The following is a 24,304-nucleotide window of genomic DNA, read 5'->3' as shown; positions in this document are numbered from 1 at the left end:
GCTTCCTGCCGGGTGCCCTTGCAGCCTTCTGGCGTTGGGCAGTTCAAGTTTGAAAGGGACCTAAGTTATGAAATTCACGAAGATTGCCGCAACCGGTGCTGCACTCGTCTCCCTGGCCGTTGCTGGCCAGGCCCAGGCCGCCACGCAGGCTTCCGCCGACGTGCGCGCTGAAGTGCTGTCCGCACTGTCCGTGACGGTCGACGCCACCGACAACGTCCTGAACTTCGGCACGGTTGCCGACGGCGGCCTGACCGCTGACGTGGACGTGATTGTCAATGCAGACGGCACCCGTGGCAGCACCTGCCCCGCCACGCTGATCTGTGGCGGCACGCTGGCAACGCCGACCTTCACGATCGCTGGCCTCGCCGGCCGCAGCGTGCAGGTGACGTTCCAGAACGCAACCGAAACGCTCAGCCACGCCGCTCCGCCGGCCGGCACCGACGGCACGATGACGGTGAAGGACTTCACCACCAGCCTGACCGGCAACGCTGCAACGCTGCCCGCCGGCGGCACGCAGGACTTCACGGTCGGCGGCACGCTGACTGTTGGCCCGAACCAGGCCGAAGGCACTTACAGCGGCACCGTTACGGTGAACGTCGCTTACAACTGAGCCGATGCGCCCGTAGCGGCGCACGCCAGAAAAGCATGAGGGGCCGCCTCCGGGAAACCGGGGGCGGCCCTTTGCTTGCGCCTCCGCGCCATCCCGTAAGCCGCGCCCTTCCATGCTTTACGCGGAATTAACCCTGTTGGCGTAGCCCGGACAGGCACCCCCGCTGCACGAAATGGCTGCGGGCGAGTTTTCGAAGAAGAGGATCGCACATGTTTCGCACCGTATTCCCGGTACCCTTCAGGAAGGCCGCGCTGGCCGCTGCAACGCTCATAAGCTCCTTCGCCCTTGCACCGTCCGCTGCCGCGCAGGGCGACTTGCTGATCGCGCCCACGCGCCTCGTGCTCGATGGCCGCAACGGCGGCGAGATCATCCTGTCCAATATCGGATCGGAAGACGCGACGTACCGTGTGACGCTGGAACTGCGCCGGATGATGCCGGACGGATCGCTGGTGGAAGTGGAGGAGGGCGCAGAGAATGCGCTTGAGATCTCCAGCCGCGACATGGTCCGCTATGCCCCGCGCCGCGTCGTCCTGCCGCCCAACCAGCCGCAGGCCATCCGCGTCAGCGCGCGGCCCAGCGCGGACCTGCCCGACGGCGAATACCGCGTGCACATGTCCTTCAATGCCATCCCGAAGGCGCAGGAAGTCACCGAGGCTGCGCCGGCTGGCGGGGGCATCAGCATCAACCTGATCCCGATCTACGGCATCACCATGCCGATCATCATCCGCAAGGGGCAGCTGGAAGTGACCGGCTCGCTCGACAATGCGCGGCTTACGACCATCGACGGGAATCCTGCCTTCGCGATCGATATCGCGCGTGAGGGAAGTGCCTCGCTATATGGCGACCTGGTGGTCAGCAAGCCGGGCGTGGACGACCCTGTGTTCGCCGCCCGCGGACTGGGCGTCTATCCCGAAATTACCAAGCGCCAGGCCGTCTTCGGAATCCCCGCCGAGATGGTGGACACCCTGCGTGGCCCGGTGCGGATCGAATTCCGCGAACCGCCCGAGCGCGGCGGCGGGCTCATCATGGCTCTCGACGCGGTGCTGTAAGGCAGCGGACGGGACATACGGATAGCGCTCATGCGGATCCTGCGGGCCTTTGCGACCAGGGCCGCTGCCATTACGGCGGCGGCCCTTGTTGCGTCTGCACCGCTAAGCCCCGCATCGGCGCAGGACGCCGCGACGCCATCCACCTGGCAGGCAAATGAGGACGATTTCATCTTGCTGGAGCCGCAGGTGAAGAAATACCGCCTGACCTTCGAGCTACGCGGCTACCAGACGCCGGGCGGCACTTGCGTGGACCTGGCCGACGTCATTCAGTCATTCGACCTGCCGGTGCGACTCGACAAGAAGTCGCGCCGCGCAACCGGGTGGCTTTTCAGCGAGCAGCGCACATTCACCCTCGATCGCGACTCCAACACGGTACAAATCGTGAACAAGAGGCGTGATTTACGGACTGGCGAGCTGTATGACACGCCCGAGGGCTGGTGTGTCGATACGAAGAGCCTTTCCGACTGGCTTGGTGTCTCGCTGACGCCCAATCTCTTCGAATCCGTGCTGAAGGTGGAAAGCGACGCGCCCCTGCCTTTCATCCAGCGGATCGAGCGCGAAAGTCGCGCGGCGCGACTTTCCGGGCGCGCCCCGACCGATCTGTCCAAGCTTCCGCAAGCGCGCAACGACTACCAGACCTTCCGCCTGCCGAGCGTCGATGTCGTTGCACGGGTCGGCCACAAGTCCGACGGATCGAGCACCCGCACTACCGGGCAGTACGAGATCTTCGCCACCGGAGAGCTCGCATCCGCCAGTTTCGAGGCGCGTCTTGCCTCCGACGACCAGGGAACGCCCGCCAGCCTGCGGATGCGCGCTTACCGCGTGCAGCCGGAAGGCGGCATGCTGGGCCCGCTCGATGCAACGCAGGTGGGTGTCGGCGATGTGGACTATCCGGGCGGCCAGCTGGCAGGCGGTCCCGCCGTCGGGCGCGGCCTGTTCGTCAGCAACCAGCCGCTCAATCGCCCGAACACCTTCGGCAAGACCGTGGTGCGCGGCGCGCTGCCGGTGGGCTGGGACGCCGAACTTTACCGCAACGGCCAGCTGCTGGCCTTCCAGCCGTCCCCCATCGACGGACGTTACGAATTCGAAGTCGACCTCCTGCTGGGCCGAAACGAGCTGGAGATCGTGCTTTACGGTCCGCAGGGGCAGATCCGGAAGGATACGCGATCCATCCCGGTGGGTTATTCCGCGCTGGAGCCCGGTAAGCTGGAGTATTGGGCCGGCGCCGTGGAGCGCAACCGTGACCTCATCAGCTTCTCCAGCTCAAGCGTGCGGCCGGAAGGCGGCTGGATCTTCGGGGCAGGCGCGCAATATGGCATCGACCAGCGGACCTCTGCGGGCGTCAGTGCGCAATCCATGTATCTATTTGGAAAACAACGATATTACGTCGAAGGCTCTGTGCAGCGGTCGCTTGGGCCGGTGTTGGTGAATGTCACCGGTGCGCAGGAGTTCGGCGCAGGCCAGGCCTTCCGCGCGGAGGCCATTGGGCGTTTCGGGAGGACGAATTTCCGGGCCGAGACCTTCTTTACCAACGGCGGCTACACCAGCGGCACGATCCGGCCCGATGAAAAGAGCGCGCAGCGCTTCGAAATCGACCATTCGCTGAAGCTGGGCAAGCAGGACATGCCGGTGGCCTTCGGCTTCTCCCGCTCGGTCAGGCGCGATGGGCAAAAGGTTAACGAATTCTTGCTGCGCGGATCGCTGATCCTTCCGCAGGTCTCGCTAACCGGTTTCGTGCTGCACCGCGACGTGTCGGGCGTGCCGCCGGGATCGAGCGAGGCGGACCAGACGCGTGTGGGCGTGCTGGCCAACACCCGCTTCCTGGGGTTCCGCATGCGCGGCGAGGCGCAATTCCGCATCAGCGGGCCGGACCAGGGCTTCGAAAGCGCGCGTATCAGTGCGGACCGGGCCATCGGCGTGCGGTCGGACCTGCGCGTCGATGTGCAGCACTTCGCGCGGACCAATGTCACGCAGTTCGGCGCGGGATACATCCACCAGTTCGACAAATTCGCGCTGCAGGCTGGCGGCACACTCGATACGCGCGGCTCCTATGGCCTTAACCTGTTCATCAGCTTCAGCGTGGGCCCGGACCCACTGAGCGGCGGGTGGCACATGTCGAACGAGAAGCTGGCCCAGCGCGGGCAGGCGGCAGTGTCCGTCTTCGTCGATCGCAACGGCAATGGCCGCCGCGAACCGGGCGAGGAGGCGCTGCCGAATGTGGGCGTGACGGCCGGGCAGTTCGGCTCCTCCGCGCCGACGGATGAGGACGGCCACGCTTTCGTGGCGGGGCTCGATCCGTATCGCCAGGTCCTGGTCGGTATCGATTCCTCCACCTTGGAGGATCCCTTCTTGGTGCCGCGCGGCAAGGGCGTGGTCGTAACCCCGCGCCCGGGCGTGGCAGCGACGGTCGAGCTTGCCGTCACACCGACGGGCGAAGTGGAAGGCATGCTGCTGGATGCCGAAGAGCGCCCGCGTCCGGGCGTGAAGCTAGAACTGGTGCGCAGCGACGGCGAAGTCGCGGCCACGACCATCTCCGAATATGACGGATTCTTCCTGTTCGACCGCGTGCCCTATGGCGATTACGCGCTGCGCATTTCTGCCGACAGCGCGCGGGTCCTGTCCGTGCGCCGCGAGCTCGCGACCGGCCTTGCGGTGGGCGATGCACAGCCGGTGCAGAATGCCGGCACGATCAGGCTTTCCCCGATAGAAGTCGCCGACAATTCGCCCTGACCGCGCATCCGGCCTTTCGGCCGCGCCCCTGGTTTACTTGACGTAGCGCGTGCGCTTGGCGGGTGTGCGCTTGACGGGCACGGTGCGCACGGGTGTGCGCTTGGACGCGGGGCGCTGGACCGGCACTTCGACCACTTCGGTCTCATAGACCGTCTCGTAAGTCACATGCTCTTCCACCACCACATTGCGCTGGGCGCGGCGGGGGCGCTCTACCGGCACGCGAACGACCATCATCGGCACGGCATAGGTATATCCGACGACCTGGCCGTGATGGCCATAGCTGCCGTGATGACCGGCCGGCGCGCGCCAGTTCGCCTCGTAATCGGCGAGATAGGCTTCGCATTCATTGCGCGCATCGCGGCCATCGACGGCATTGCCGATCGCCGCCCCGGCAAGACCGCCCACGCCGGCACCGATCAGCGTACCGCCAAGGCGATCGCCCCGGCCGGCCACGCGGTTGCCAATCACACCGCCGACTGCTGCGCCTGCCAGACCGCCGATCAGCGTGCCGCTGCCATTGGCCTTCACGCGGCGGGTGCACTCATCCAGCCATGCACTCCGCTCGTATTCGGAATAGCCGCGCTGGACAGGCTGCTGCGCAGCGTGGTGCTGAACGTTGCGATAGGCGCCGCACGGTGCCGGCGCGCGCTCGGCCGTCCGGCACATGGTGGCGGGCTGCGCGTATTCGACTTCGTCCTCGTAATAGACCTCTTCCGCATAGGCGGCATCGTCTTCGTAATAGTAATCCTGCGCGGCGGCCGGGCTGGCTATCAGCGCGAGCGTGAGGCCGGTGGCGGCGAGTGCGGAGCGGTGCATGATCATTCCCCTTGTCGATGGCAGGCAGCACGCGAGGTGCGCGAGTTAACCCCGCGGTTACCATGCAGTTTCCCGCAATCAGGAGTCTTTCGCCGGGCGCGTCCCGTTTCGGGGCGGTCAGGCGCGATCAGGCGCGCTCAGATGCGCGCGGCAATCGCCTCGGCGAGCGCTTCGATCCCGGCCTGGTCACCTTCATCGAAGCGGGCGGGGCTGGGGCTGTCGAAATCGAGCACGGCGATGACTTCGCCGCCGCGCTTCACCGGCACCACCAGTTCGGACCGGCTGGCCGCGTCGCAGGCGATATGGCCGGGGAAGGCATGGACGTCCGCCACGCACTGGCTCTCGCCGCTTTGCGCCGCCGTGCCGCACACGCCCTGTCCCAGTGGGATGCGGATGCAGGCGGGGCGGCCGACGAAGGGCCCCAGCAACAGCCCGCCATCCACCATGCGGTAGAATCCGGCCCAGTTCAGGTCCGGCATCGCTTGCCACAGCAGCGCCGCGATATTGGCCATGTTGGCCACGCCGTCGGGCTCGCCTTCGGTCAAGGCGACGGCGGCTTGAGTCACTTCGCGGTAGAAATCGGCCTTGGGCTGGGCGGGATCGGGCTGGAAATCGAACATCGCCAAGGCATCTAGGGCCTTGCGCGATTGCCGCAAGGTCCAGCCTGCTTTATCCTGCCCGGCATGAGCACCCTCAAGAAAATCGGCATCGGCCTCCTCGTCTTCGTCCTTGTCCTCGCCATCGCGATCTGGTGGCTGATGCGGGGCGACACCGCGCAATACAGTGTGGAGGCTGTGACCGGCACCGATCCCACGCTGGCGGAAGCGGATGCCCAGCTGCTTCCCACGGTCGCCATTGCAGAGCCTGTCGGCTGGCAGGAAGGTGAAGTCCCCGAAGCGGCGGACGGGCTGGTCGTGAACCGCTTTGCCGAGGGGCTCGACCATCCGCGCGTGATGCATGCCCTGCCCAATGGCGATGTGCTGGTTACGCTGACAGCAGCCCCTCCGGGCGAGGTGGCTGGCGGCTGGCTGACGAATTTCGTCGCGGGTCTGCTGTTCGACAAGGCCGGCGCGGGCGGCGAATCCGCCAACACGCTGATGCTGCTGCGCGATGTCGATGGTGACGGCACGGCGGACCGGCAGATCGCCCTGCGCGACGACCTCTCCTCGCCGTCCGGCATCGCCTGGTCCGATGGCACGCTGTACATCGCCAATCACGATGCTGTCGTCAGCTTCCCTTACGAGCTGGGCGCGGGCGAGATCGCGGGCGAGGCGCGCAAACTGATGGACCTGCCGCCGGCCGGCAATCACTGGATGCGCAATATCGTACTGAGCGAGGATGCGACCAAGCTTTACGTCGCGGTCGGTTCGGCCAGCAATATCGGCGAAGGCGGCATGGCTATCGAGGAAGGCCGCGCCGCGATCCATGAGCTGGACCTCGAAACCGGGCGCTCGCGCCTGTTCGGGGCGGGCCTGCGCAATCCCAATGGCCTTGCCTGGAACCCCTGGTCGGGCGAGCTCTGGACCACGGTGAACGAGCGAGACATGCTCGGCAGCGACCTCGTGCCCGATTACCTGACCAATGTGCCCGTAGGCGTGCATTACGGCTGGCCGTGGTTCTACTGGAACGACATTCGCGACGAGCGGGTGGACCACCCGCTGCCCAACCGCTTCCTGGCGGAATACACCCGCACCCCGGAATATGCGATGGGGCCGCATGTCGCGGCGCTGGGCCTGTCCTTCACCCGCGGCGGTGCGCGCATGGGCGAACGTTTCGGCCAGGGCGCCTTCATCGCGCGCCACGGATCATGGAATCGCAAGCCACCTGCCGGATATGACGTGGTCTATGTCGCCTTCGATGCGCGCGGCAATCCGCAGGGCAAGCCGCTGCCGGTGCTCACCGGTTTCCTGACCGGGGACGGCACCACGCGCGGCCGCCCGACATGGACCGAATGGGACCGGACCGGCGCGTTGCTGGTGACGGACGATACCGCCGGCATCGTATGGCGCGTGACCGCTCCCGATGCGGAGCCTGCCGCTGCGCCGGTCCGCAACACGGGCCGCAGCCTGCCGCCCCGACGCCAGCTGATCGGCGATCCCTCGCGCGCATTCGAGGAAGGCGCGATCGCGCCGGGCTCGCTCTAGGCGCAGGGCACTTCGCGGCTTCGGAAGGGAAGCGATGGGCGATATCTGGACAGAGATCGTGGCGGCCAATGCTGCCGGGATCGCGCGCGCGGCCGATGTCATCGCGCGCGGCGGCCTGGTCGCCGTGCCGACGGAGACGGTCTATGGCCTCGCCGCGCGGGCCGATGACGCGCAGGCCGTCGCGGGCATCTACCGCGCCAAGGGCCGCCCGGATTTCAACCCGCTGATCGTCCATGTCCGGGATGCCGCCCATGCGGCAGAGCTGGTGGAATGGCCGGATGGCGCGGCGAGCCTTGCCGATGCGCACTGGCCGGGGCCGCTAACGATGGTGCTGCCTGCGCGCGAGCCCAGTCCTGTCACGGCAGCGGTGCGCGCCGGCCTGCCGACGCTTGCCGTCCGCTGCCCTCAGCACGAGGCGATGCAGGCCCTGCTGCAGGCGACCGGCCTGCCGCTGGCTGCCCCCTCGGCCAATGCCAGCAACACCGTCAGCCCGACCTCGCGCGAACATGTGCTGGCGACGCTCGATGGCCGTATCGACATGGCCATCGACGGCGGGCCCTGCCGCGCAGGCGTGGAATCCACCATCGTCGCCCTGCGGGACGCGGGTCGGTGGGAGCTGCTGCGCCCCGGCCCTGTGGAGGTGGAAGGCGCCAGCCCGCCAGCGGCGAGCGGTAAGGTGGAGGCCCCCGGCCAGCTCGCGCGGCATTATTCGCCCGGGAAACCCGTCCGGCTGGAAGCTGCGGCGGCACGGGAAGGCGAATTCCATATCGGCTTCGGAAAAGTGGCGGGGGACGTCTCGCTCTCTCCCGGCGGCGACATGTGGGAAGCTGCCGCCCGGCTCTATGCCTGCCTGCACGAGGCCGCCCGCTCCGATGCACCGCGCATTGCGATTGCCCCGGTTCCGGCGCATGGTGTCGGGGCCGCGATCAATGACAGGCTGCGCCGCGCCGCTGCCTGAACCGGAAAAGAGGCGCATATGGTCCTCGCTCACTTCCTTCTTGCCATGCCGCTGGCGCTTGCCGCCTGCGCTGCCAATTCCGCCGGTCAGGCCGGTCCGCTTTCGCTCGACGTTGGGGATCGACCCCGCGGGATCGCGCTGGCGGACCTCGATGGTGACGGGCGCATGGACATCGCCGTCGCCAATGCAGACAGCGACAGCCTGTCCATCCTGCTGCAATCCGCCGACGGCACTTTCGTGCGGAGCGATTTTGCCGCCGGAAACGAGCCATCCGATATCGAACTTGCGGATTTCAACGGCGACGGCACCCTGGATGCCGCATTTGCCAATCATGAAACCTCGCTTGTCACCGTGCTGCTCGGCGATGGTTCGGGCGGCTTTGCGCCCATGCCTGGATCGCCCTTCGACAGCGGTGCGCGGCCGCACCTGCACGGTCTGGCGGTCGGCGATTTCAATTCGGACGGCCATCTCGATATTGCTGCGGATTCCTCGGACCTCGACAGCATTGCCGTGCTGCTTGGCAAGGCAGGAGGTTTCGAGGCGGGACAGCAGGTGGCGGCGGGGCAATTCCCCTATTACCGCGTGGATGCCCGGCCCGATGGCGCGCAGACCGGCATTCTCATCCCCAGCCCGCGGGCCCACACCGTTTCGCTCATCCCCGGATTGGCCGATGGCGGCGCGGCGCTAGTCGCGGTCGGCCAAGCGCGCGGCGCGATGATGGTTGTCGATGCCAATCTCGACAGCAAGGGCGGGCGCGACGTTGTGGCTGCGCATGAAAATGCCGTGTCGCTGTGGGTGGCCGGTGACGAGGGCTTCACCGCGCTTCCCGGATCGCCGCTGGCCTTCGAGATCCCGACCGAAATCGCCGTGGGGGATATGGACGGTGACGGGCGCGACGAGATTGCGATTGGATTGTGGGACAGCGACCGGGTCCATATCCTGTCGCCCGAAGGCGCTCTGCTGGGCACGATTGCGGCCTGCTTCCGCCCCGTCGGGCTGGCTATCGGCGATGTCGATGGTGACGGGCGCGGCGACCTGGTTGCCGGCTGCTGGGAGGAACCGCGCGTAATGCTGTTTACCGATCCCCTCCAGCAGCTCGTGCAGGAATAGTCGGCAGCGCGCCTAAGGCTCCGGCGATGCGGGAAGCTGGCGGCTGATCTCGCGCATTTCGGCGGCGATCGAATCGCGCTCGCGGCATTTTTCCGCGTCGCCGCGCAGACATTTCGCGTCCGCCTTGTAATAGTCGCGCTCCAGCCTGCCGAGGCGCTCTTCCAGCTTGCGGATCTCGCGGCCGCGCTTTTCATCGGCTTCGGACTGGCTGGTGGTGACGCCGTCCACCACGGCGCCTGCGGCCTTGACCGGCAGGGTGGCGACATCCCACGCCGCCTTTGCCAGGCAGGCCTGCAGCGAGAGGCCGAGTCCCAATAGGGCACATGCCCGAAGCGACAAAAGGAAAGCCCGCGCGACCATGGCAGGGCCGTAGCAGCGCGGGCTTTTCAGTTCGATGAACTTGTGAAGCGCGGATTACCCGGCGGTGGGGGCATCCGGCGCTTCGGGTGCATCCGGCATGTCCGGTGCGTCCGGTCCTTCCGGTGCCTCGGCCGCTTCGGCGGGCTGGGCTGCCGGTGCAGCATTGCTGCGCGGCTGGCAGGTCAGCTTGCCGCTGCCGAAGCTGCTGAGTTCGCATTTCGCGCTGCCGTGGACGACGATATCGCCGGCGCCGGCAATGCTGGCATTGACCGTGCCATCGGATGCGAACTCCGCATTGCCCGATCCGCCGATGTTGATGTCAGCCTCCTGCACCTGCAGGTCCGGAGCGACGAGGTCGCCCGATCCGCCGACAGACAGGCTCAGCTTCGTGGCCTTGCCGGACGCCATGACCTTGCCCGAACCACCGATTGCGATGCTGAGCTCGTCGGCATCCAGCGTGGCGATGTTCACGGAGCCCGATCCGCCGATGGCGATGGAGGCGTCCTTCGCCATGGTCGGCGTTTCGACCGATCCGGATGCGCCGATGGCAATTTCGGACGGGGCGGGCATGGTGACATTGACGGTGGCAATGCCGCCGCCCTTCCAGCCATCTTCGCGGGCGATACCAAGCGTGCCGTCCTTCAGCACGAAGCGCAGCGTATCGGTCGCCTCGGTATCGCCTTCGACGGTGATGGCCAGCGTATCGCCTTCGGTAATGCGGACCAGGTCCGGCCCGGCGATGGCGAGGGTCGTGGGGGCAGCGCCCGACATGTCGAGTTCCGCCAGCGGGACGCCCTCTTCGCCGTTGAACTTCATGTCCATATTGCTGTCGCACCCGGCCAGAGCAACGCCCATGGCGAGACCCAGTACCGGCCCCAACTTGCGGAAAAACTTGCCTGCTCGCATCGTCGCACTCCCTGAAAAAGCGTCCAATTCCCTATGTGTATTATCAAGGTAATACGCCGGAGCACGGTGCGCAAGCGGCGCAACGCAAAAGGGCTGCCAATCGGCAGCCCTTCGCAGAACCCTGTCGGCTGTTGGCCGAAATCAGGAGTCTTCGGTGTTCTCGTAATATTGCGGGGCGTGCTCCTTCAGCACGTCCAGGATCTTGGTGAGCGCGGTGGGCTCATCCGTCTTTTCCATGGCCGCGAGTTCACGTGCGAGGCGGCTGGAGGCCGCTTCGAAGATCTGCCGCTCGGAATAGCTCTGCTCGGGCTGGTCTTCCGGGCGGAACAGGTCGCGCGTCACCTCGGCGATGCTGACCAGCTCGCCGGAGTTGATCTTGGCTTCGTATTCCTGGGCGCGGCGGCTCCACATCGTGCGCTTGACCTTGGGCTTGCCCTTCAGCGTCTCCATCGCTTCCTTCAGCGTCTTGTCGCTGGAAAGCTTGCGCATGCCGATCGATTCCACCTTGTTGGTGGGCACGCGCAGCGTCATTTTCTCTTTTTCGAAGCGGAGCACGTAAAGCTCCAGCTGCATCCCGGCGATTTCTTCGTTCTGCAGTTCGATCACACGGCCAACGCCGTGCTTGGGGTAGACAACATAATCGCCGACATCGAAGGCGAATTCACTGCTTGCCATGAAAAATCCTTTCACGCGGCCGGGAAACCTGCGTCAATCGGGTGGCCTTCCCGCCGGTGGCGGAGCCAAGAACGCCCGAAGATGCCGGTAATGCCCTGCCTTTCCGAATCAGGCTGCCGCCGAAACCAGACGGCGGAGGTGATGGATTATATAGCAGGTTTGTAACAAAATTTCCAGCGCCTGTTGCATTGGGCGCAAGTGCGGCCTCTCTCAGCCCTGTTCGCGTGCCGAGACGGCGGACATCTCGGCGCCCAGCAGCAGGATATAGGCGCTGGCGTAGAACCACGTCAGCAGGATCACCACTGCGCCGAGCGAACCATAAGTCGCATTGTAATTGCCGAAATTGGAAACGTAGGCGGTGAAGGCCAGCGTGGCGACCAGCCATCCCGCCGCAAACAACAGCGCGCCGGGTACCGTGGCGCCCCAGCCCAGCGTGGGCCGGGCAGGCGCACGGCGGTAAAGCACGGCTGCGCCGGCAAATCCGGCCAGGAAGACCAGCGCATGGCCGAATAGCGGCGCGAGGATGCCGGGCAGGGCCGCCGTCAGCGTGACGGACAGTGCGACCAGAGCAAGGCCGATGACGGCACCGAGTGTGATGGCCAGCGCCACGAGATTGGAGCGCAGGAAGCTGCGCCCCTCCTCCACGTCGAACACGATATTCAGGCCCGTGACCATGCCGCCCGCCGCGCCGCGCGCGCTGATGATGGCGAGTCCAAGAGCAATGACGAGCCCGATGCCCTTTGCGCCGGACCGCGTCTCCACCACCGCTTCAAGCTGGCTCGTGACCAGCTCCGCCGCGGATTGCGGCAGCGCGCCGGCAATGGCCTGCGCGTGGCGGGCGAGCGTCTCGGGATCGACGAACAGGCCGTAGGACAGCACGGCCACCGCCATCAGCGGTACCATGGCGAGGAAGGCGTAATAGGCCATGCCGGCAGCGGCCAGGCCGATATTATCGGCCGAACCGGCGCTCCACGCAGCCTTCAGTCTTGCAAAAACGAACCTGGAAGCGACGGCTCAGTCGCCTTCGCCGGGCTCGGGAGAGAAGAACTTCTCGTACTTGCCCTCTTCGCCCTTGTGCTCGTCGGCATCGGCGGGCGGATCCTTCTTTTCCGTGATGTTGGGCCATTCGGCGGAGAACTTGGTGTTGATCTCCAGCCATTTTTCCTGGCCGTCCTCGGTATCGGGAAGGATCGCTTCGGCCGGGCATTCCGGCTCGCACACGCCGCAATCGATGCATTCCGAAGGATTGATGACGAGCATGTTCTCGCCCTCATAGAAGCAGTCGACGGGGCACACCTCCACGCAGTCGGTGTACTTGCACTTGATGCAGGCATCGGTGACGACATAGGTCATGGCGCGGCGTGTCCTTGTTCATTCCGGCCATCCGGCAGCCGGTCTTCGCGGCCTGCTATGGCCAAAGGGCGTGCCGGGTCAAGCACATGGTAATGTTCGCGTGCCTCTGCCGGCGATCCGCGGCGCTGCGGGATGGCCAGGATGCGCACCACCAGCACGCCCGATCGCAGCGGCATGGTGAGGATATCATCCACCCACACGCACTGGCCTGCCTGCTCGATCCGCTGGCCGTTGCGGCGGAAATGGCCGGCCTCGATCCAGTCGCGGGCGGCGGCGCGGGAGCGCGCGAAACGCAGGTAGCACAGCAGCTTGTCCAGCCGCAGGCCGCCCTCGCGCATCAGGCCGCAGCCCCGATCAGCGCACCAGGCCCTTCAGCGCGGCGAACGCGTTTTCAGGCCGCGGCTCTACGGGTTTCTGCGGTTTGGCAGGTCGCTTGCCGCCAGCTTTGCCACCAGGCTTGCCGCCGGGCTTGCCACCGGGTTTACCACTGGCGCGCGGCTTGCCGCGATGCGCGGGCGCGGCGGAGGGATGGCGGTCCTTGCGCGGCGGACGCCAGCTCCAGCTCGCCGGGGCAGGCGCGCCGTGCACACCTTCCTCCAGCGGCTTTGCGCGGCGCACGGCGAAGCCCGCATCGCGCATCAGCCGGTCGTAATTTTCCATCAGCAGGCCCATGGAGACGGGCAGCGCGTCCTCCAGCCGGAAAAACTTCTTGTCCTGCTTCACCCGCGCCTCATGCGCGGCGCGGAACAGCTTTTCCGCCATGTCCACGCGGATCGCCTGCTTGCCCGCGCGGCGATAGCCTGCAGGCGGCTGCTTCCCGCCTTCGATCACGGCCTGCATTTCCGGATTGAGCGGCCTGCGGTCCACGCCAAGCTCTCGCAGCAGCGCGCGCGGCGCGGGTTTCAGCAGGGCGGGCAGATAGACATCGAGCGAGCCGATGATGACGCCGAGACGCCGCAGGGCAGGGCGTTTCTCCTTCGGAATCACCGCAAGGCCAGCGGCTTCCCGGTGCACCACGCCGGCGCGTTCGATCAGCGTCAGCACGAGCGCGCGCGCCTCCGATCCTAATGCCTCGTCCTGCGCAGCCTCTTCCAGCGCGCGCAACGGGGCGAGCGGGGCGAGGCGGTTCTCGAACCAGATCTCCAGCGCGCGTTCCAGCGCGGTGCGGTCAGCCGGGTTGAGGGCCGAGAGGTCCTTCTCCAGCACCAGGCGCGGGCTGCTGGGCTGGCGCGTGCGCTCGATGGAGGCCACGGCCTGCTCGCCGCGCCACACGCGGCCCTTCGCAATGGTGAGCTCGCCCAGCTCGTCCGCCACCAATCGCTTCGCGCGGTCCGCCAGCAAGGCAGGCATGTGCTTTTCGGCCGCGGCCAGCATCAGGCGGCGCTCCTCGCTATCGGCGCTGTCATCGACGATGAAGCGAAAGCCATCGAGGCGGCCGATGACATGGTCTTCCACCATGACCCGGTCGGTTTCATCCAGCGTGACGCGCAGCAAGTTCGTATCCTTCATGCCGCGCATCAATACAGCTGTGCGCCGATTTACGAAACGTTCCGTCAGCCGCTGGTGCAATGCGTCGGACAAGCGGGCTTCCACGGCGCGGGCGCGGCCGGCCATCTCGTCGCGCGCCAGCACCCAGTCCGGCCGCTGGCAGATATAGGCCCAGCTGCGGATCGCGGCGATACGGCCTTGCAGCGTGTCGATATCGCCATCGGGCTTGTCGAGGTCTGCGATGCGCGCCGCGACATAATCCGCGCCCAGGTAATCGTGCTTCAAATCCTGCCACAGCCGCGCCACGAAGCGGGCATGGGCATCCGCGCCCAGCTGGCGGAAATCGGGCAGCTGGCAGGCCTCCCAGAACCGGCGGACGCGGGCGGGTGTCGTGACGCCATTGGCGATATCGGGATTGTCGGACAGGCGCTTCAGCACGGCGAGGTCGATGCTTTGCGGCGCAGCGGTCAGCTCCGGCTGGGACGGGCGCTGTTCCAGGTCGCCGATCAGCACGGCGAGCGAGGAGAAGCGCGGCTCCGCATTGCGCCAGTACAGCTGGGTGAGCGGGGCGAAGCGGTGTTCCTCGATCGCGAAGACTTCTTCGTCGGTGAATTCCAGCGGGGTCCCGCCGCGCCGCCCGCCGCCGCCGGATAGCGTGCCGAAGCTGCCATCGGTCTGGTGCCGCCCTGCGCGCCCGGCGATCTGCGCCATCTCCGCCGGGTGCAGCCGCCGCTGGCGTACGCCGTCGAATTTCGACAATGCGGCGAAGGCGACATGGCGCACGTCGAGGTTCAGTCCCATGCCGATGGCATCGGTGGCGACGATGTAATCGACCTCGCCCGACTGGAACAATTCCACCTGCCGGTTGCGGGTTTCCGGGCTCAGCGCGCCCATGACCACCGCCGCCCCGCCCCGGAACCGGCGCAGCATTTCCGCCAGCGCATAAACCTGCTCCACGCTGAAGGCGACGATGGCGCTGCGGCGGGGCAGGCGGGACAACTTGGCCGCGCCCGCATGGGTGAGCGTGGAGAAACGCGGCCGTTCTTCCACCACGGCTTCGGGCACCAGCTTGCGCAGCACCGGCTCCAGCGGGGCGGAACCGAGGATCATCGTCTCCTCCCGCCCGCGGGCATGCAGCAGCCGGTCGGTGAAGATATGTCCGCGCTCACGGTCGGCGCCGATCTGCGCCTCGTCCAGCGCCACGAATGCGTGGCCTCCGCCATTCCTTGGCATCGCCTCCGCCGTGCACAGCATGTAGCGCGCACCCGGAGGTTCGATCCGTTCCTCCCCCGTGATCAATGCCGTCACGGCGTCGCCCTTGATGGCGCGGACCCGGTCATAGACCTCGCGCGCCAGCAGCCGCAGCGGGAAGCCGATCGCGCCGCTGGAATGGGCGCACATGCGCTCTATGGCGAGATGGGTCTTGCCGGTGTTCGTCGGGCCGAGGACGGCGCGGACATGGGACTGGGGGCCTTTGTGCGACACGATGCCCCGGAATCTGGCCCTTGCCGCCCGCCTGCGCAAGGCGTGGCCGCGAATGGCGCACAGTTCGGCGCACCGGGGAGTCCGCTCACCGGAATTTTACCCGGCATTAACTTTAAGCGCGCAAGCAATACTGCCAAGAAAGCCGCCGGATCGTGGGGGTCGCAACCTCCCCTTCAAGAGGGCCATCGGCCCGGCACAGCAAGCGAGGAACAGGCGTGTTCACACAGGCCGACAGCGAAGCACTGCCGGAAGGCAACCGCGCGCAGCCCGCGTCGCTGTCGCATGACGCCATCATCGGCGCGCCGCTGCGTGCGAAGATCGCGCGCGAAGGCGGCACTCTGGGCCAGCGTTACGAGAACTGGCGGCAGGCAGCATCGGCCCGCCTCTCCGCCCTCGACCTCGCGCCCGACCTTGCCAGCAATATCGGCAGCGTACGGTGGCTGCGCGGCAGTGCGACATTGCTTGGCCTGACCGTGCTGGCCTTTGCCTTCTGGCCCGATTTCTCCCGCCTGGAAGCTGCGCCGCCCGTCGATATCGACGAGGCTGCGCGTGACGAGTTTCGCAGCCAGTCCATCGCCCCGTTGGCGCTGGGCGCGGACAGCGGCCGCCGCATGGGCGAAAGCCGCTTCGTCTCGCAGCTGGCCTCTGCGCCGGAGCGTCCGCGCATGGACGTGCTGGCCACGCTGGCGCAGGGCGATGGCTTTGCCCGCATGCTGACCCGTGCAGGGGTGGGCGAGGCGGAGGCGATCCGCGTTGCGGAGATGGTGGGTGACGCCATGCCGCTATCGCAGATCCAGTCCGGCACGCAGGTGGATATTACGCTGGGCCGCCGCGCCGCGCCGGACATGCCGCGCCCGCTGGACGCGCTCAGCTTCCGCGCGCGCTTCGACCTGCAATTGCGCGTGACGCGCACCGATGGCCGGCTGGTGCTGGACCCCGTACCGATCAAGGTGGACACGACGCCGCTGCGCATTCGCGGCAAGGTCGGCAGCAGCCTTTACCGCTCCGCCCGTGCAGCCGGCGCCCCGGCCAGCGCGGCGCAGCAATATTTGCGCGCCGTGGGCAATGAGGTGAACCTCGACACCGCAATTTCCGCCGCGGACGAATTCGACCTGATCGTGGAATACAAGCGCGCCGCAACCGGCGAGGTGGAGGCGGGGCGCCTGCTCTACGCCGGTCTGGTGCGCGACGGGAAGCCCAAGCTGCAGCTGATGCGCTGGGGCCCGCAGGGGCGCTTCTTTGAAGCCAGCGGCGTTGGCGAACAGCGTGAGGGCATGGTGCGCCCCGTGCCCGGCCGCGTCAGTTCCAATTACGGCATGCGCCGCCATCCGATCCTGGGATACAAGCGGATGCACCGCGGCATGGACTTCAAGGCGAGCCACGGCCAGCCGATTTACGCCGTGACCGATGGCACCGTGGCCATGGCCGGACGCAATGGCGGGCATGGCAATTACGTGAAGCTGACCCATGGTGGCGGCCTGCAGACCGGATATTCGCACATGAGCCGCATCGCCGTGCGCAGCGGCCAGCGCGTGCGGCGCGGGCAGGTAATCGGCTATGTCGGCTCCACCGGCCTAAGCACCGGCCCGCACCTGCATTACGAGGTGTATCGCAATGGCCGCACGGTGAACCCGGCGGGCATCAAGTTCGTGACCCGCGCGCAGCTGGAAGGGGCTGAATTGCAGGCCTTCCGCGGGCGACTGTCCAGCCTGCAGTCGGTCACTCCGGGCGCTGCGCTGGTCTCATTGGCACCCGATCCCGGCCTGGAGGAGCGCCCCGAGCGCGAGATCGACCGGCTGGAGCGCCGCCGCCAGGTCCTCTGACCTAGCGCGATGTGCGTTGCCCTGCGCCCCGCCATGCGGCACAAGCTGGCCCCATGACCGGAGCATTCCCCAACACCCGTTTGCGCCGCACCCGTGCGCATGGCTGGAGCCGCACGATGTTCCGCGAAACGCGGCTGGCCGCGGCGGACCTGATCTGGCCGATATTCGTGACGGAAGGCAGCGGCGTCACCGATCCCGTCGCCAGCCTGCCCGGCGTGTCGCGCCGCAGCGTGGACGGCATCGTGGAGCAGGCGCGCGAGGCGGTGTCGCTCGGCATCCCGTGCATCGCGCTGTTTCCCTACACGCAGGCAGACCGCCGCAGCGATGACGGGGCCGAAGCGCTAAATCCGGACAACCTCATGTGCCGCGCCATCAGGGCGGTGAAGGATGCTGTCGGCAGCGACCTTGGCGTGCTCGCCGATGTCGCGCTCGATCCCTACACAAGCCATGGGCAGGACGGACTTCTGGACGCGTCGGGCTATGTCGCAAATGACGATACGGTTGCCGTTCTGGTGGACCAGGCGATCGTGCAGGCGGAGGCCGGCGCGGATATCGTCGCCCCGTCGGACATGATGGATGGCCGCGTGCGCGCGATCCGCATGGCGCTGGAAATGGGCGGGCATCACAATGTCCAGATCATGGCCTATGCCGCCAAATATGCCTCCGCCTTCTATGGCCCGTTCCGCGATGCGGTCGGAAGTTCCGGCGTACTGCAGGGCGACAAGAAGACCTACCAGATGGACCCGGCCAATGGCGAAGAGGCGTTGCGGGAAATCGCGCTCGACATCGCGGAAGGTGCGGACAGCGTGATGGTGAAGCCGGGCCTCGCCTATCTCGACATCATCTGGCGCGCGAAACAGGCCTTCGACGTGCCGATCTTCGCTTACCAGGTCAGCGGGGAATACGCCCTGGTAGAGGCCGGCGTGGCCGCAGGCGTGGGCGAGCGCGAGGCGCTGGTAATGGAAAAGCTCATCGCTTTTCGCCGCGCGGGCTGCACCGGCATCCTGACCTATCACGCCCCGCAGGCCGCGCGCTGGCTCGCCAATGCGTGAATTTCGCCTGCCGACCGATCGGCTGGTGCTGCGCGACTGGCGCGGCGATGCCGACTGGAAGGCCTTCTTCCGCCACACCAATACCGAAGCTGTGATGCAATGGCTGGGCGGGGTGCTGGACGGCGATGGCATGGCGATGCAGCGCGCACGGGTGGAAGCCTGCGAGGCTGGTCACGGCCATTGCTTCTGGCTGGTCGAGCGACTGGCGGATGGCGGACATCTGGCGGGAGAGGTGCTGGGCTTCTGCGGCCTGAAACGCGCCGATGCGCCGGGCAGCAGCATTACCGGCGAGATGGAGATCGGCTGGCGCTTCCGCAGCGATGCCTGGGGCAAGGGCTATGCACGCGAGGCGGCGGAGGCAGCGATGGATGCGGGCTTCACCCGCTTCGGTGCGGAGCAGATCCACGCCATCACCGTGATCGACAATGCGGCCAGCTGGCGGCTGATGGAGCGGCTCGGCATGCAGCGCCGCGAGGATCTCGATTATCAGGACATGCGCTACGATCCGCCCTGGCGCGACAATATCATCTGGACGATGAAGCGCGCGGATTGGGAGGCGCTAGACAGCAATGCGACAAGTGGACGGGGCTATGACTGACGCCGTGACGGCTGGCGAAGCGCCAAATAGCGCCGGATCTCAGCCGCGCCGCTGGCTGTTCGTGCTGGCCATCCTGACGGGCAGTTTCCTGCTGTTCCTGGTGCAGCCCATGGTCGCGCGCATGGCCCTGCCGAAACTGGGCGGCGCGCCGAATGTCTGGAACAGCGCCATGCTGGTTTACCAGGCGCTGCTGCTGGGCGGGTATGCCTATGCGCATTTCATCGGGCGGTTGTCCCTGGCGAAGCAGGGCTATGTCCACCTCGCCGTGCTCGCGCTCGCTGCGCTGACCCTGCCGCTGCACCTGGCCGAAATCGCGCCCGCCGCGCCGGGGTGGGAGGCGCTGTGGGTGCCATGGCTCTTCCTGCTGAGCGTAGGGCCGGTGTTTTTCGCCGTCAGTGCGCAGGCGCCGCTGGTGCAGCGCTGGTTTGCCGCGCATCCGCAGGCGGGCAATCCCTATCCGCTTTACGCCGCGTCCAACCTTGGCAGCTTCGGCGGGCTGATCGCCTATCCCTTGCTGGCCGAGCCACTGCTGCCGCTGGCGCAGCAGGGGCGGCTTTGGGCGTTTGGCTACCTTGTCCTGCTGGGCCTTGTCGCGGCGCTCGTCTGGGCGCGGCGCGGAGTGGCAGCGGCCGCTCCGGCGGTTCGGGCCACCGAAGAGGCAGCACCGCAGGAGCGGACCGGCTGGCGGCGCATCATGCTGTGGCTGGCGCTGTCTGCCGTGCCCAGCGGGCTGATGCTGTCCACCACCACCTATCTCACCACCGATATCATGGCGATGCCGCTGCTGTGGGTGATTCCGCTGGGCCTTTACCTCCTCAGCTTCAGCATCGCCTTTGCCGAAGGGCGCGGGCTTGCCCGGCTATTCGTGCTGGCCGCGCCGGTTGTTCTGCTGGCCGGGGCCGCGATGGCAATCTACGGCTCGGGCCGCCCGGGCCTGAGCGCGGCGATCGCCAGCGTGGTGCTGCTGTTCGTGGTGGCCACGGCGCTGCATGCGCGCCTGTACGAGAGCCGTCCGGAGCCTGCACAGCTGACGCGCTTCTATCTCGTCATGTCGCTGGGCGGCGCGCTGGGCGGCCTGTTCACGGCGCTGATTGCGCCGGTCACCTTCGACTGGACGTGGGAACACCCCATCCTGATGGTGGCGGCCGCCGCCCTGCTGCCGCTCGGCGCTTATCGCGGCTTTGCGGACCGGTTCGTGCTTCCGGCCTTCTTCGTGCGCTGGACGCTGCTCCTCGCGCTGATCGCCGCGCTGTTTGCGGGGCTCGCCTTCCTGAAGATCGGGGAGGAGATGGGCCGTCCGGGCTGGGCAATCGCCATCGCGCTGCTGGGCCTGTTCGCCTTCGCGCTGTTCGTGGCCATCCGGCGTTGGTCCTTCGTGGCCGGGACCGCCACCGTGCTCGCCGCGCTGGGCGGCATCATGCAGTTCCAGGTCAGCGCATCGGGCGATCGCAGCCGCAGCTACTTCGGGGTCTATTCCGTGATCCGGCAGGACGATGGCACGCGCCAGCTGATGCACGGGACCACGACCCACGGTATCCAGCTGGCAGGAGAGGATGGCCAGCGATCGCTTGCGCCGTCGACTTATTACGGCCCGACATCGGGGGCCGGGATGGCTTTGGCCAGCGTGCCGGAGCTGTTTGGTAGGGATGCGCACATCGGCGTGCTGGGCCTCGGCGTGGGGACGCTCGCCTGCTTCCGCCAGCCGGGCCAGCGGTGGACGCTGTTCGAGATCGATCCGGCCGTGGTGCGCTATTCGCGCGACGGGACCTTCACCTATGTCGAGAAATGCACGCCCGATGCCGATGTCCGCGTCGGCGATGCGCGGCTGGAAATGGCCGAAACGCCCGCCGACAGTTACGACCTGCTGGTGCTCGACGCATTTTCCAGCGATTCCATCCCGCTGCACCTGCTGACGAATGAGGCGATGGGCCATTACCGCCGCGCGCTGGGCGAGCGGGGCATATTGGTGGTCAATATCACCAACCGCTTCCTGCAGCTGAAGCCGGTGCTCTCGGCGCTGGCGAAGGAGCAGGGCATGGTCGCCCTGGTGCGCGACGATGTGCCGGACTGGGAAGCGGGCCTCTATTCCTCCACATGGGTGGTGATGACGGCGGATCCGGCAGTGCTGGCCCACCTTGCGGACAAGGGCGAGTGGGAAGAATTGCCCGTGCCGGACCGCGCGGCATGGACGGACGATTACGCCTCCATCCTGCCGCACCTGATCTGGGAGAATTTCCTGTGAACCACATCCCGCAATCCGAATGGGCCGAGCGCTTTCCGGGTGCGACCATCATCCCGTTCGAGGGCAAGCATCCGCAGATCGACGAAAGCGCGTTCGTTGCGCCCGGGGCGCGGATCATCGGGGACGTGACGCTCGGCCCGCAATCCAGCGTCTGGTACAATTGCGTGCTGCGCGGGGACATCCACCGGATCGAGGTGGGCGCGCGCTCCAACGTCCAGGATGGCAGCGTCTTCCATGTCGAGGGGCCGCGGCCCGACACGGATGGCTGCCCCACCATCATCGGCGAGGATTGCGTGATCGGTCACATGGCCGTGGTCCACGGCTGCACGGTGGAGGACAAGGGCTTCGTGGGCATGGGTGCCGTTGCGATGGACGATTGCCGCATCGGCGCGGGCGGCATGCTGGGGGCGGGCGCGCTGCTCAGCCCCGGCAAGCATATCCCGGCAGGCGAGATATGGATCGGCCGCCCGGCCAAGCCCTTCAAGCAGCGCAGCGAAACGGAGATCGAAAAGGTCCGCTTCCAGACCGAACGCTACATGCGCCTCGCGCAGCGCCACATGGCGGAGCTGCGCCGTTAGGCTTCCCCGGTCCGCTTAAGTCGGACCCCACGGGCCACCCCGCGGAGGCGGGGCCGCAAATGAAGACCGAGTTGCGCGGCGCTACTTCGCGGTTCCCGAGCGCCCTTATCCGCCCGCGCGGCTGCGCTCGGCGGCTTCGATATATTCCTCAGGCCAGGTGACCTGCGTCTGCGTCTGCGGATTGAAGACGTCCCCGGCATATTCGGCATTCTCGGCCGCGGCGATCTCTTCGGCAGTCAGGAACTCGCTCGGCTCCAGCGCGAACACGTCCAGCCCGCGGCTGATCTCGGTCGCGTAGATCCGGCCCTTGTACCAATATGCGGACCAATAACCGCCGGTAACCAGCTGGTCCTTGTCCACCGGGCCGCGGTCGAAATAGGCGATCTCCACCGGGTTGGTCGCGTCGGTGAAGTCGATCACGCTGATCCCACCCTGGTACCAGGCCTGCACGAAGATATCGCGCCCCGGCACCGGGACGATCGAGCCATTATGCGCGACGCAGTTTTCCTTGTCGCTCTGCGGTGCGGGCAATTTGTACATCCCGCGATATTCCAGCTTCCCGTCCACGAAGGCGTAGAAGGCATCCGCGCCCCAGTTCTGGGGGTCGCCGGCCTGGCAGCGCGGCCGCCCGCCGCCGCCCCATTCATCCGTGAACAGCACCTTCGTGCCATCATTGTTGAAAGTGGCGGAGTGCCAGTAGGCGAAGCCCTTGTCCGTCACATCGTCGATGCGCTTCGGGCGCAGCGGGTCGGAGATATCGAGCACGATGCCGTTGCCGGAACAGGCGCCCGCCGCGATATTCTTTGCCGGGAATACGGTGATATCGTGGCAGTGGTTGGTGACGCTGGTGCGCTGCGTATCGCGGCCATGGTCGCCGCCGCGCCAGAGGCCGGCAATCTCGCCATCGGTTGCAAACACGCGCGGCTTTTCCACCACCCGTGCGGAAGCGGGGTCGGATACGGGTATCTCGATGACGTCGATACTGAACAGCGCCGTCCCGTCACCGGCCGTCTCGATGCATCCTGCCAGCTCCTCTTCGTCACGTACGTAGGAGGAGCCGGAGTTGTAGACCACCAGCCGCTCGGCATCTGCGCGCACGATGGAATGGGTGTGGCTACCCCGGCAGGTCTGCACCTGGCCCACCTGGCGGGGGCGGGTGAGGTCGGAGATATCGAAGATGCGCAGACCGCGGAAACGCTCCTCGCTTACCTTGTCGGTCACGCCCTGCAGCCCGCAGTCCTTGCGGCCCTGGCTGGATTCCACGCTCATCACCAGGAGGTCGCCCGCGATCGAGACATCGCCCTGCCCGCCGGGGCAGACGACGGAGCTGACCAGCTGCGGCACGCCGTCCGCGCCGAGGCGATAGGCGTTGAAGCCGTGATAGCTGCCGACAACCATCACATCGCCGGCAAACGCCATATCGGTGAAGCTGAAGCTGAGCAGCGATCCGCGCTTGCCGAATTGCGGCTTGTCGGCCTCCGCATCTTCTTCCGCTTCGGACATCGATGTTTCGGTTTCGGCTTCCTCCTCGTCCTTCTCGACCAGGGGGCGAAGCTGCGCGGGGTTCGCCGGATCGAAGAAGCCGGCGGGCTTTGGCATCACTGCCACCTTGCGCATGTGCAGGATCGCCTCGTCCGCATCGCGGAAGCCTGCGCCCAGCGTCGCGCGCGGATCCTGCGACAGGGTGGCCGCGATGGCGTTCATCCGGTCGATCTCGGACTTCTGGTCGCCCAGCACCTCATTGGTGAATTCGTACATCACCGGGTCGTAAGCACTGCCGGGCTGCTTGTGCAGCTCCTCTACCATGTCGACCGCGCCCAGGTGGTGCGCGGTCATCAGCTGCAGGAAAAGCCGGTCGAATTCCGTCCCGCTGGAGGCTGCGAGCTGCGCCATCTGCTCGGGCGTGGCCATGCCTTTCATCATGTGGTCATGGTGCGCATGGCCCATGCCCATGGGCATCACCTCGATATTGCGCGCTTCGAGCCAGCCGCGCATGAATTTCATCTCGTCGGCCTGCGTCGCCTCGATCCTGTCGGCGATCTTCAGCACGGCATCGTTACTGGTGCGCCCCTTCGCCAGCTGCGCCATGTCCAGCGCCTGCTGGTGGTGCACGATCATGCCCTGCATGAAGGCCACATCGGCGGGGGAATAGCGCGTGTCCGCCAGCGCGATGGCTTCCTCGCTGGAAACGACACGCGGGGCTTCACCCGGCGCGCCCGGCAGGATGATCGGCACCTCCTGCGCGGCGACAGGGGCGGTGGTGGCCAGCATGGTGGCCATGAGGAAAACAGACTTGTGCATTGCGACCTCCGAAGGAATGCCGGAGG

21 protein-coding genes are annotated in these 24,304 nt (G+C 66.8%); 11 read left to right on the top strand and 10 right to left on the bottom strand.

Features of this window, described 5'->3' with window-relative positions:
* Nucleotides 1-67: 67 nt before the first annotated feature.
* The 3 genes from A6F65_RS02060 (at nt 68) to A6F65_RS02050 (ending at nt 4,389) form a co-directional block, all read left to right on the top strand.
* The gene (locus A6F65_RS02060; protein ID WP_067785393.1) at nt 68-610 is read left to right on the top strand and encodes a DUF4402 domain-containing protein; all 543 of its coding nucleotides are present in this window, start codon (nt 68-70) and stop codon (nt 608-610) included.
* Between the two features lie 209 nt (nt 611-819).
* Nucleotides 820-1,659: a fimbrial biogenesis chaperone gene (locus A6F65_RS02055; RefSeq protein ID WP_067785389.1), complete on the top strand. Its 840-nt coding sequence runs from the start codon at nt 820-822 to the stop codon at nt 1,657-1,659.
* Between the two features lie 30 nt (nt 1,660-1,689).
* Nucleotides 1,690-4,389, top strand: coding sequence for an MSCRAMM family protein (locus A6F65_RS02050; RefSeq protein ID WP_067785386.1), 2,700 nt, complete (start codon nt 1,690-1,692; stop codon nt 4,387-4,389).
* 33 nt (nt 4,390-4,422) lie between these two features.
* Here A6F65_RS02050 and A6F65_RS02045 read toward each other — a convergent pair whose 3' ends face one another.
* Nucleotides 4,423-5,205 (bottom strand): glycine zipper 2TM domain-containing protein, encoded by a 783-nt coding sequence (locus tag A6F65_RS02045; protein ID WP_237164854.1) that lies wholly within the window; start codon nt 5,203-5,205, stop codon nt 4,423-4,425.
* Nucleotides 5,206-5,342: 137 nt separating this feature from the next.
* Entirely contained in the window at nt 5,343-5,825 is a 483-nt protein-coding gene (locus A6F65_RS02040) for a GAF domain-containing protein (RefSeq protein ID WP_067785379.1), read from the bottom strand.
* Nucleotides 5,826-5,888: 63 nt separating this feature from the next.
* On the opposite strand from A6F65_RS02040, the gene A6F65_RS02035 reads away from it, so the two are divergent.
* Genes A6F65_RS02035 through A6F65_RS02025 form a run of 3 tightly spaced genes read left to right on the top strand, consistent with a single transcriptional unit; the run spans nt 5,889 to nt 9,417 of the window.
* Nucleotides 5,889-7,349, top strand: coding sequence for a PQQ-dependent sugar dehydrogenase (locus A6F65_RS02035; protein ID WP_067785376.1), 1,461 nt, complete (start codon nt 5,889-5,891; stop codon nt 7,347-7,349).
* 34 nt (nt 7,350-7,383) lie between these two features.
* Entirely contained in the window at nt 7,384-8,307 is a 924-nt protein-coding gene (locus A6F65_RS02030; protein ID WP_067785373.1) for an L-threonylcarbamoyladenylate synthase, read from the top strand.
* An 18-nt stretch (nt 8,308-8,325) separates the two neighbouring features.
* Entirely contained in the window at nt 8,326-9,417 is a 1,092-nt protein-coding gene (locus A6F65_RS02025; RefSeq protein WP_083989151.1) for an FG-GAP repeat domain-containing protein, read from the top strand.
* 12 nt (nt 9,418-9,429) lie between these two features.
* Here A6F65_RS02025 and A6F65_RS02020 read toward each other — a convergent pair whose 3' ends face one another.
* The 7 genes from A6F65_RS02020 to A6F65_RS01990 all read right to left on the bottom strand — a co-directional run bounded on the left by A6F65_RS02020 (nt 9,430) and on the right by A6F65_RS01990 (nt 15,600).
* A complete protein-coding gene (locus tag A6F65_RS02020; protein WP_237164853.1) occupies nt 9,430-9,732 on the bottom strand; it encodes a hypothetical protein in 303 nt (100 codons plus the stop codon).
* Nucleotides 9,733-9,831: 99 nt separating this feature from the next.
* Complete coding sequence (locus tag A6F65_RS13090; protein WP_067785365.1) at nt 9,832-10,683, bottom strand: head GIN domain-containing protein; 852 nt, start codon at nt 10,681-10,683, stop codon at nt 9,832-9,834.
* Nucleotides 10,684-10,824: 141 nt separating this feature from the next.
* Nucleotides 10,825-11,358 carry a CarD family transcriptional regulator gene (locus A6F65_RS02010; protein ID WP_067785363.1) on the bottom strand — a complete coding sequence of 178 codons (534 nt, stop codon included), beginning with the start codon at nt 11,356-11,358 and terminating at the stop codon, nt 10,825-10,827.
* 210 nt (nt 11,359-11,568) lie between these two features.
* On the bottom strand, nt 11,569-12,342 hold the full coding sequence (locus A6F65_RS02005; RefSeq protein WP_083989150.1) for a YihY/virulence factor BrkB family protein: 774 nt from the start codon (nt 12,340-12,342) through the stop codon (nt 11,569-11,571).
* A 30-nt stretch (nt 12,343-12,372) separates the two neighbouring features.
* Complete coding sequence (fdxA, locus tag A6F65_RS02000) at nt 12,373-12,711, bottom strand: ferredoxin FdxA (RefSeq protein WP_067785357.1); 339 nt, start codon at nt 12,709-12,711, stop codon at nt 12,373-12,375.
* On the bottom strand, nt 12,708-13,049 hold the full coding sequence (locus tag A6F65_RS01995) for a S4 domain-containing protein (RefSeq protein ID WP_237164850.1): 342 nt from the start codon (nt 13,047-13,049) through the stop codon (nt 12,708-12,710). Before A6F65_RS01995 ends, fdxA begins: the two co-directional genes overlap by 4 nt.
* Nucleotides 13,050-13,065: 16 nt before the next feature.
* Complete coding sequence (locus tag A6F65_RS01990) at nt 13,066-15,600, bottom strand: helicase-related protein (protein ID WP_083989149.1); 2,535 nt, start codon at nt 15,598-15,600, stop codon at nt 13,066-13,068.
* A 299-nt stretch (nt 15,601-15,899) separates the two neighbouring features.
* Between A6F65_RS01990 and A6F65_RS01985 the strand changes: the two genes are divergently transcribed.
* Genes A6F65_RS01985 through A6F65_RS01965 form a run of 5 tightly spaced genes read left to right on the top strand, consistent with a single transcriptional unit; the run spans nt 15,900 to nt 21,977 of the window.
* On the top strand, nt 15,900-17,507 hold the full coding sequence (locus A6F65_RS01985; RefSeq protein WP_083989148.1) for a M23 family metallopeptidase: 1,608 nt from the start codon (nt 15,900-15,902) through the stop codon (nt 17,505-17,507).
* A 53-nt stretch (nt 17,508-17,560) separates the two neighbouring features.
* The gene (gene hemB, locus A6F65_RS01980; RefSeq protein ID WP_067785351.1) at nt 17,561-18,559 is read left to right on the top strand and encodes a porphobilinogen synthase; all 999 of its coding nucleotides are present in this window, start codon (nt 17,561-17,563) and stop codon (nt 18,557-18,559) included.
* Nucleotides 18,552-19,157 (top strand): GNAT family N-acetyltransferase, encoded by a 606-nt coding sequence (locus A6F65_RS01975; RefSeq protein WP_067785347.1) that lies wholly within the window; start codon nt 18,552-18,554, stop codon nt 19,155-19,157. The genes hemB and A6F65_RS01975 overlap by 8 nt, the downstream gene beginning before the upstream one ends.
* Entirely contained in the window at nt 19,150-21,399 is a 2,250-nt protein-coding gene (locus A6F65_RS01970; RefSeq protein WP_067785344.1) for a spermidine synthase, read from the top strand. The genes A6F65_RS01975 and A6F65_RS01970 overlap by 8 nt, the downstream gene beginning before the upstream one ends.
* On the top strand, nt 21,396-21,977 hold the full coding sequence (locus A6F65_RS01965) for a gamma carbonic anhydrase family protein (RefSeq protein ID WP_067785341.1): 582 nt from the start codon (nt 21,396-21,398) through the stop codon (nt 21,975-21,977). The genes A6F65_RS01970 and A6F65_RS01965 overlap by 4 nt, the downstream gene beginning before the upstream one ends.
* Before the next feature lie 105 nt (nt 21,978-22,082).
* On the opposite strand, the gene A6F65_RS01960 is transcribed toward A6F65_RS01965, so the two are convergent.
* Complete coding sequence (locus A6F65_RS01960) at nt 22,083-24,278, bottom strand: DUF305 domain-containing protein (RefSeq protein ID WP_067785339.1); 2,196 nt, start codon at nt 24,276-24,278, stop codon at nt 22,083-22,085.
* Between the last annotated feature and the right edge of the window lie 26 nt (nt 24,279-24,304).

It is taken from the genome of Paraurantiacibacter namhicola, assembly GCF_001687545.1.
GTDB lineage: Bacteria > Pseudomonadota > Alphaproteobacteria > Sphingomonadales > Sphingomonadaceae > Paraurantiacibacter > Paraurantiacibacter namhicola.
The sequence above is the reverse complement of the archived record's forward strand: the minus strand, read 5'-3'. Positions and strand labels throughout refer to the sequence as shown.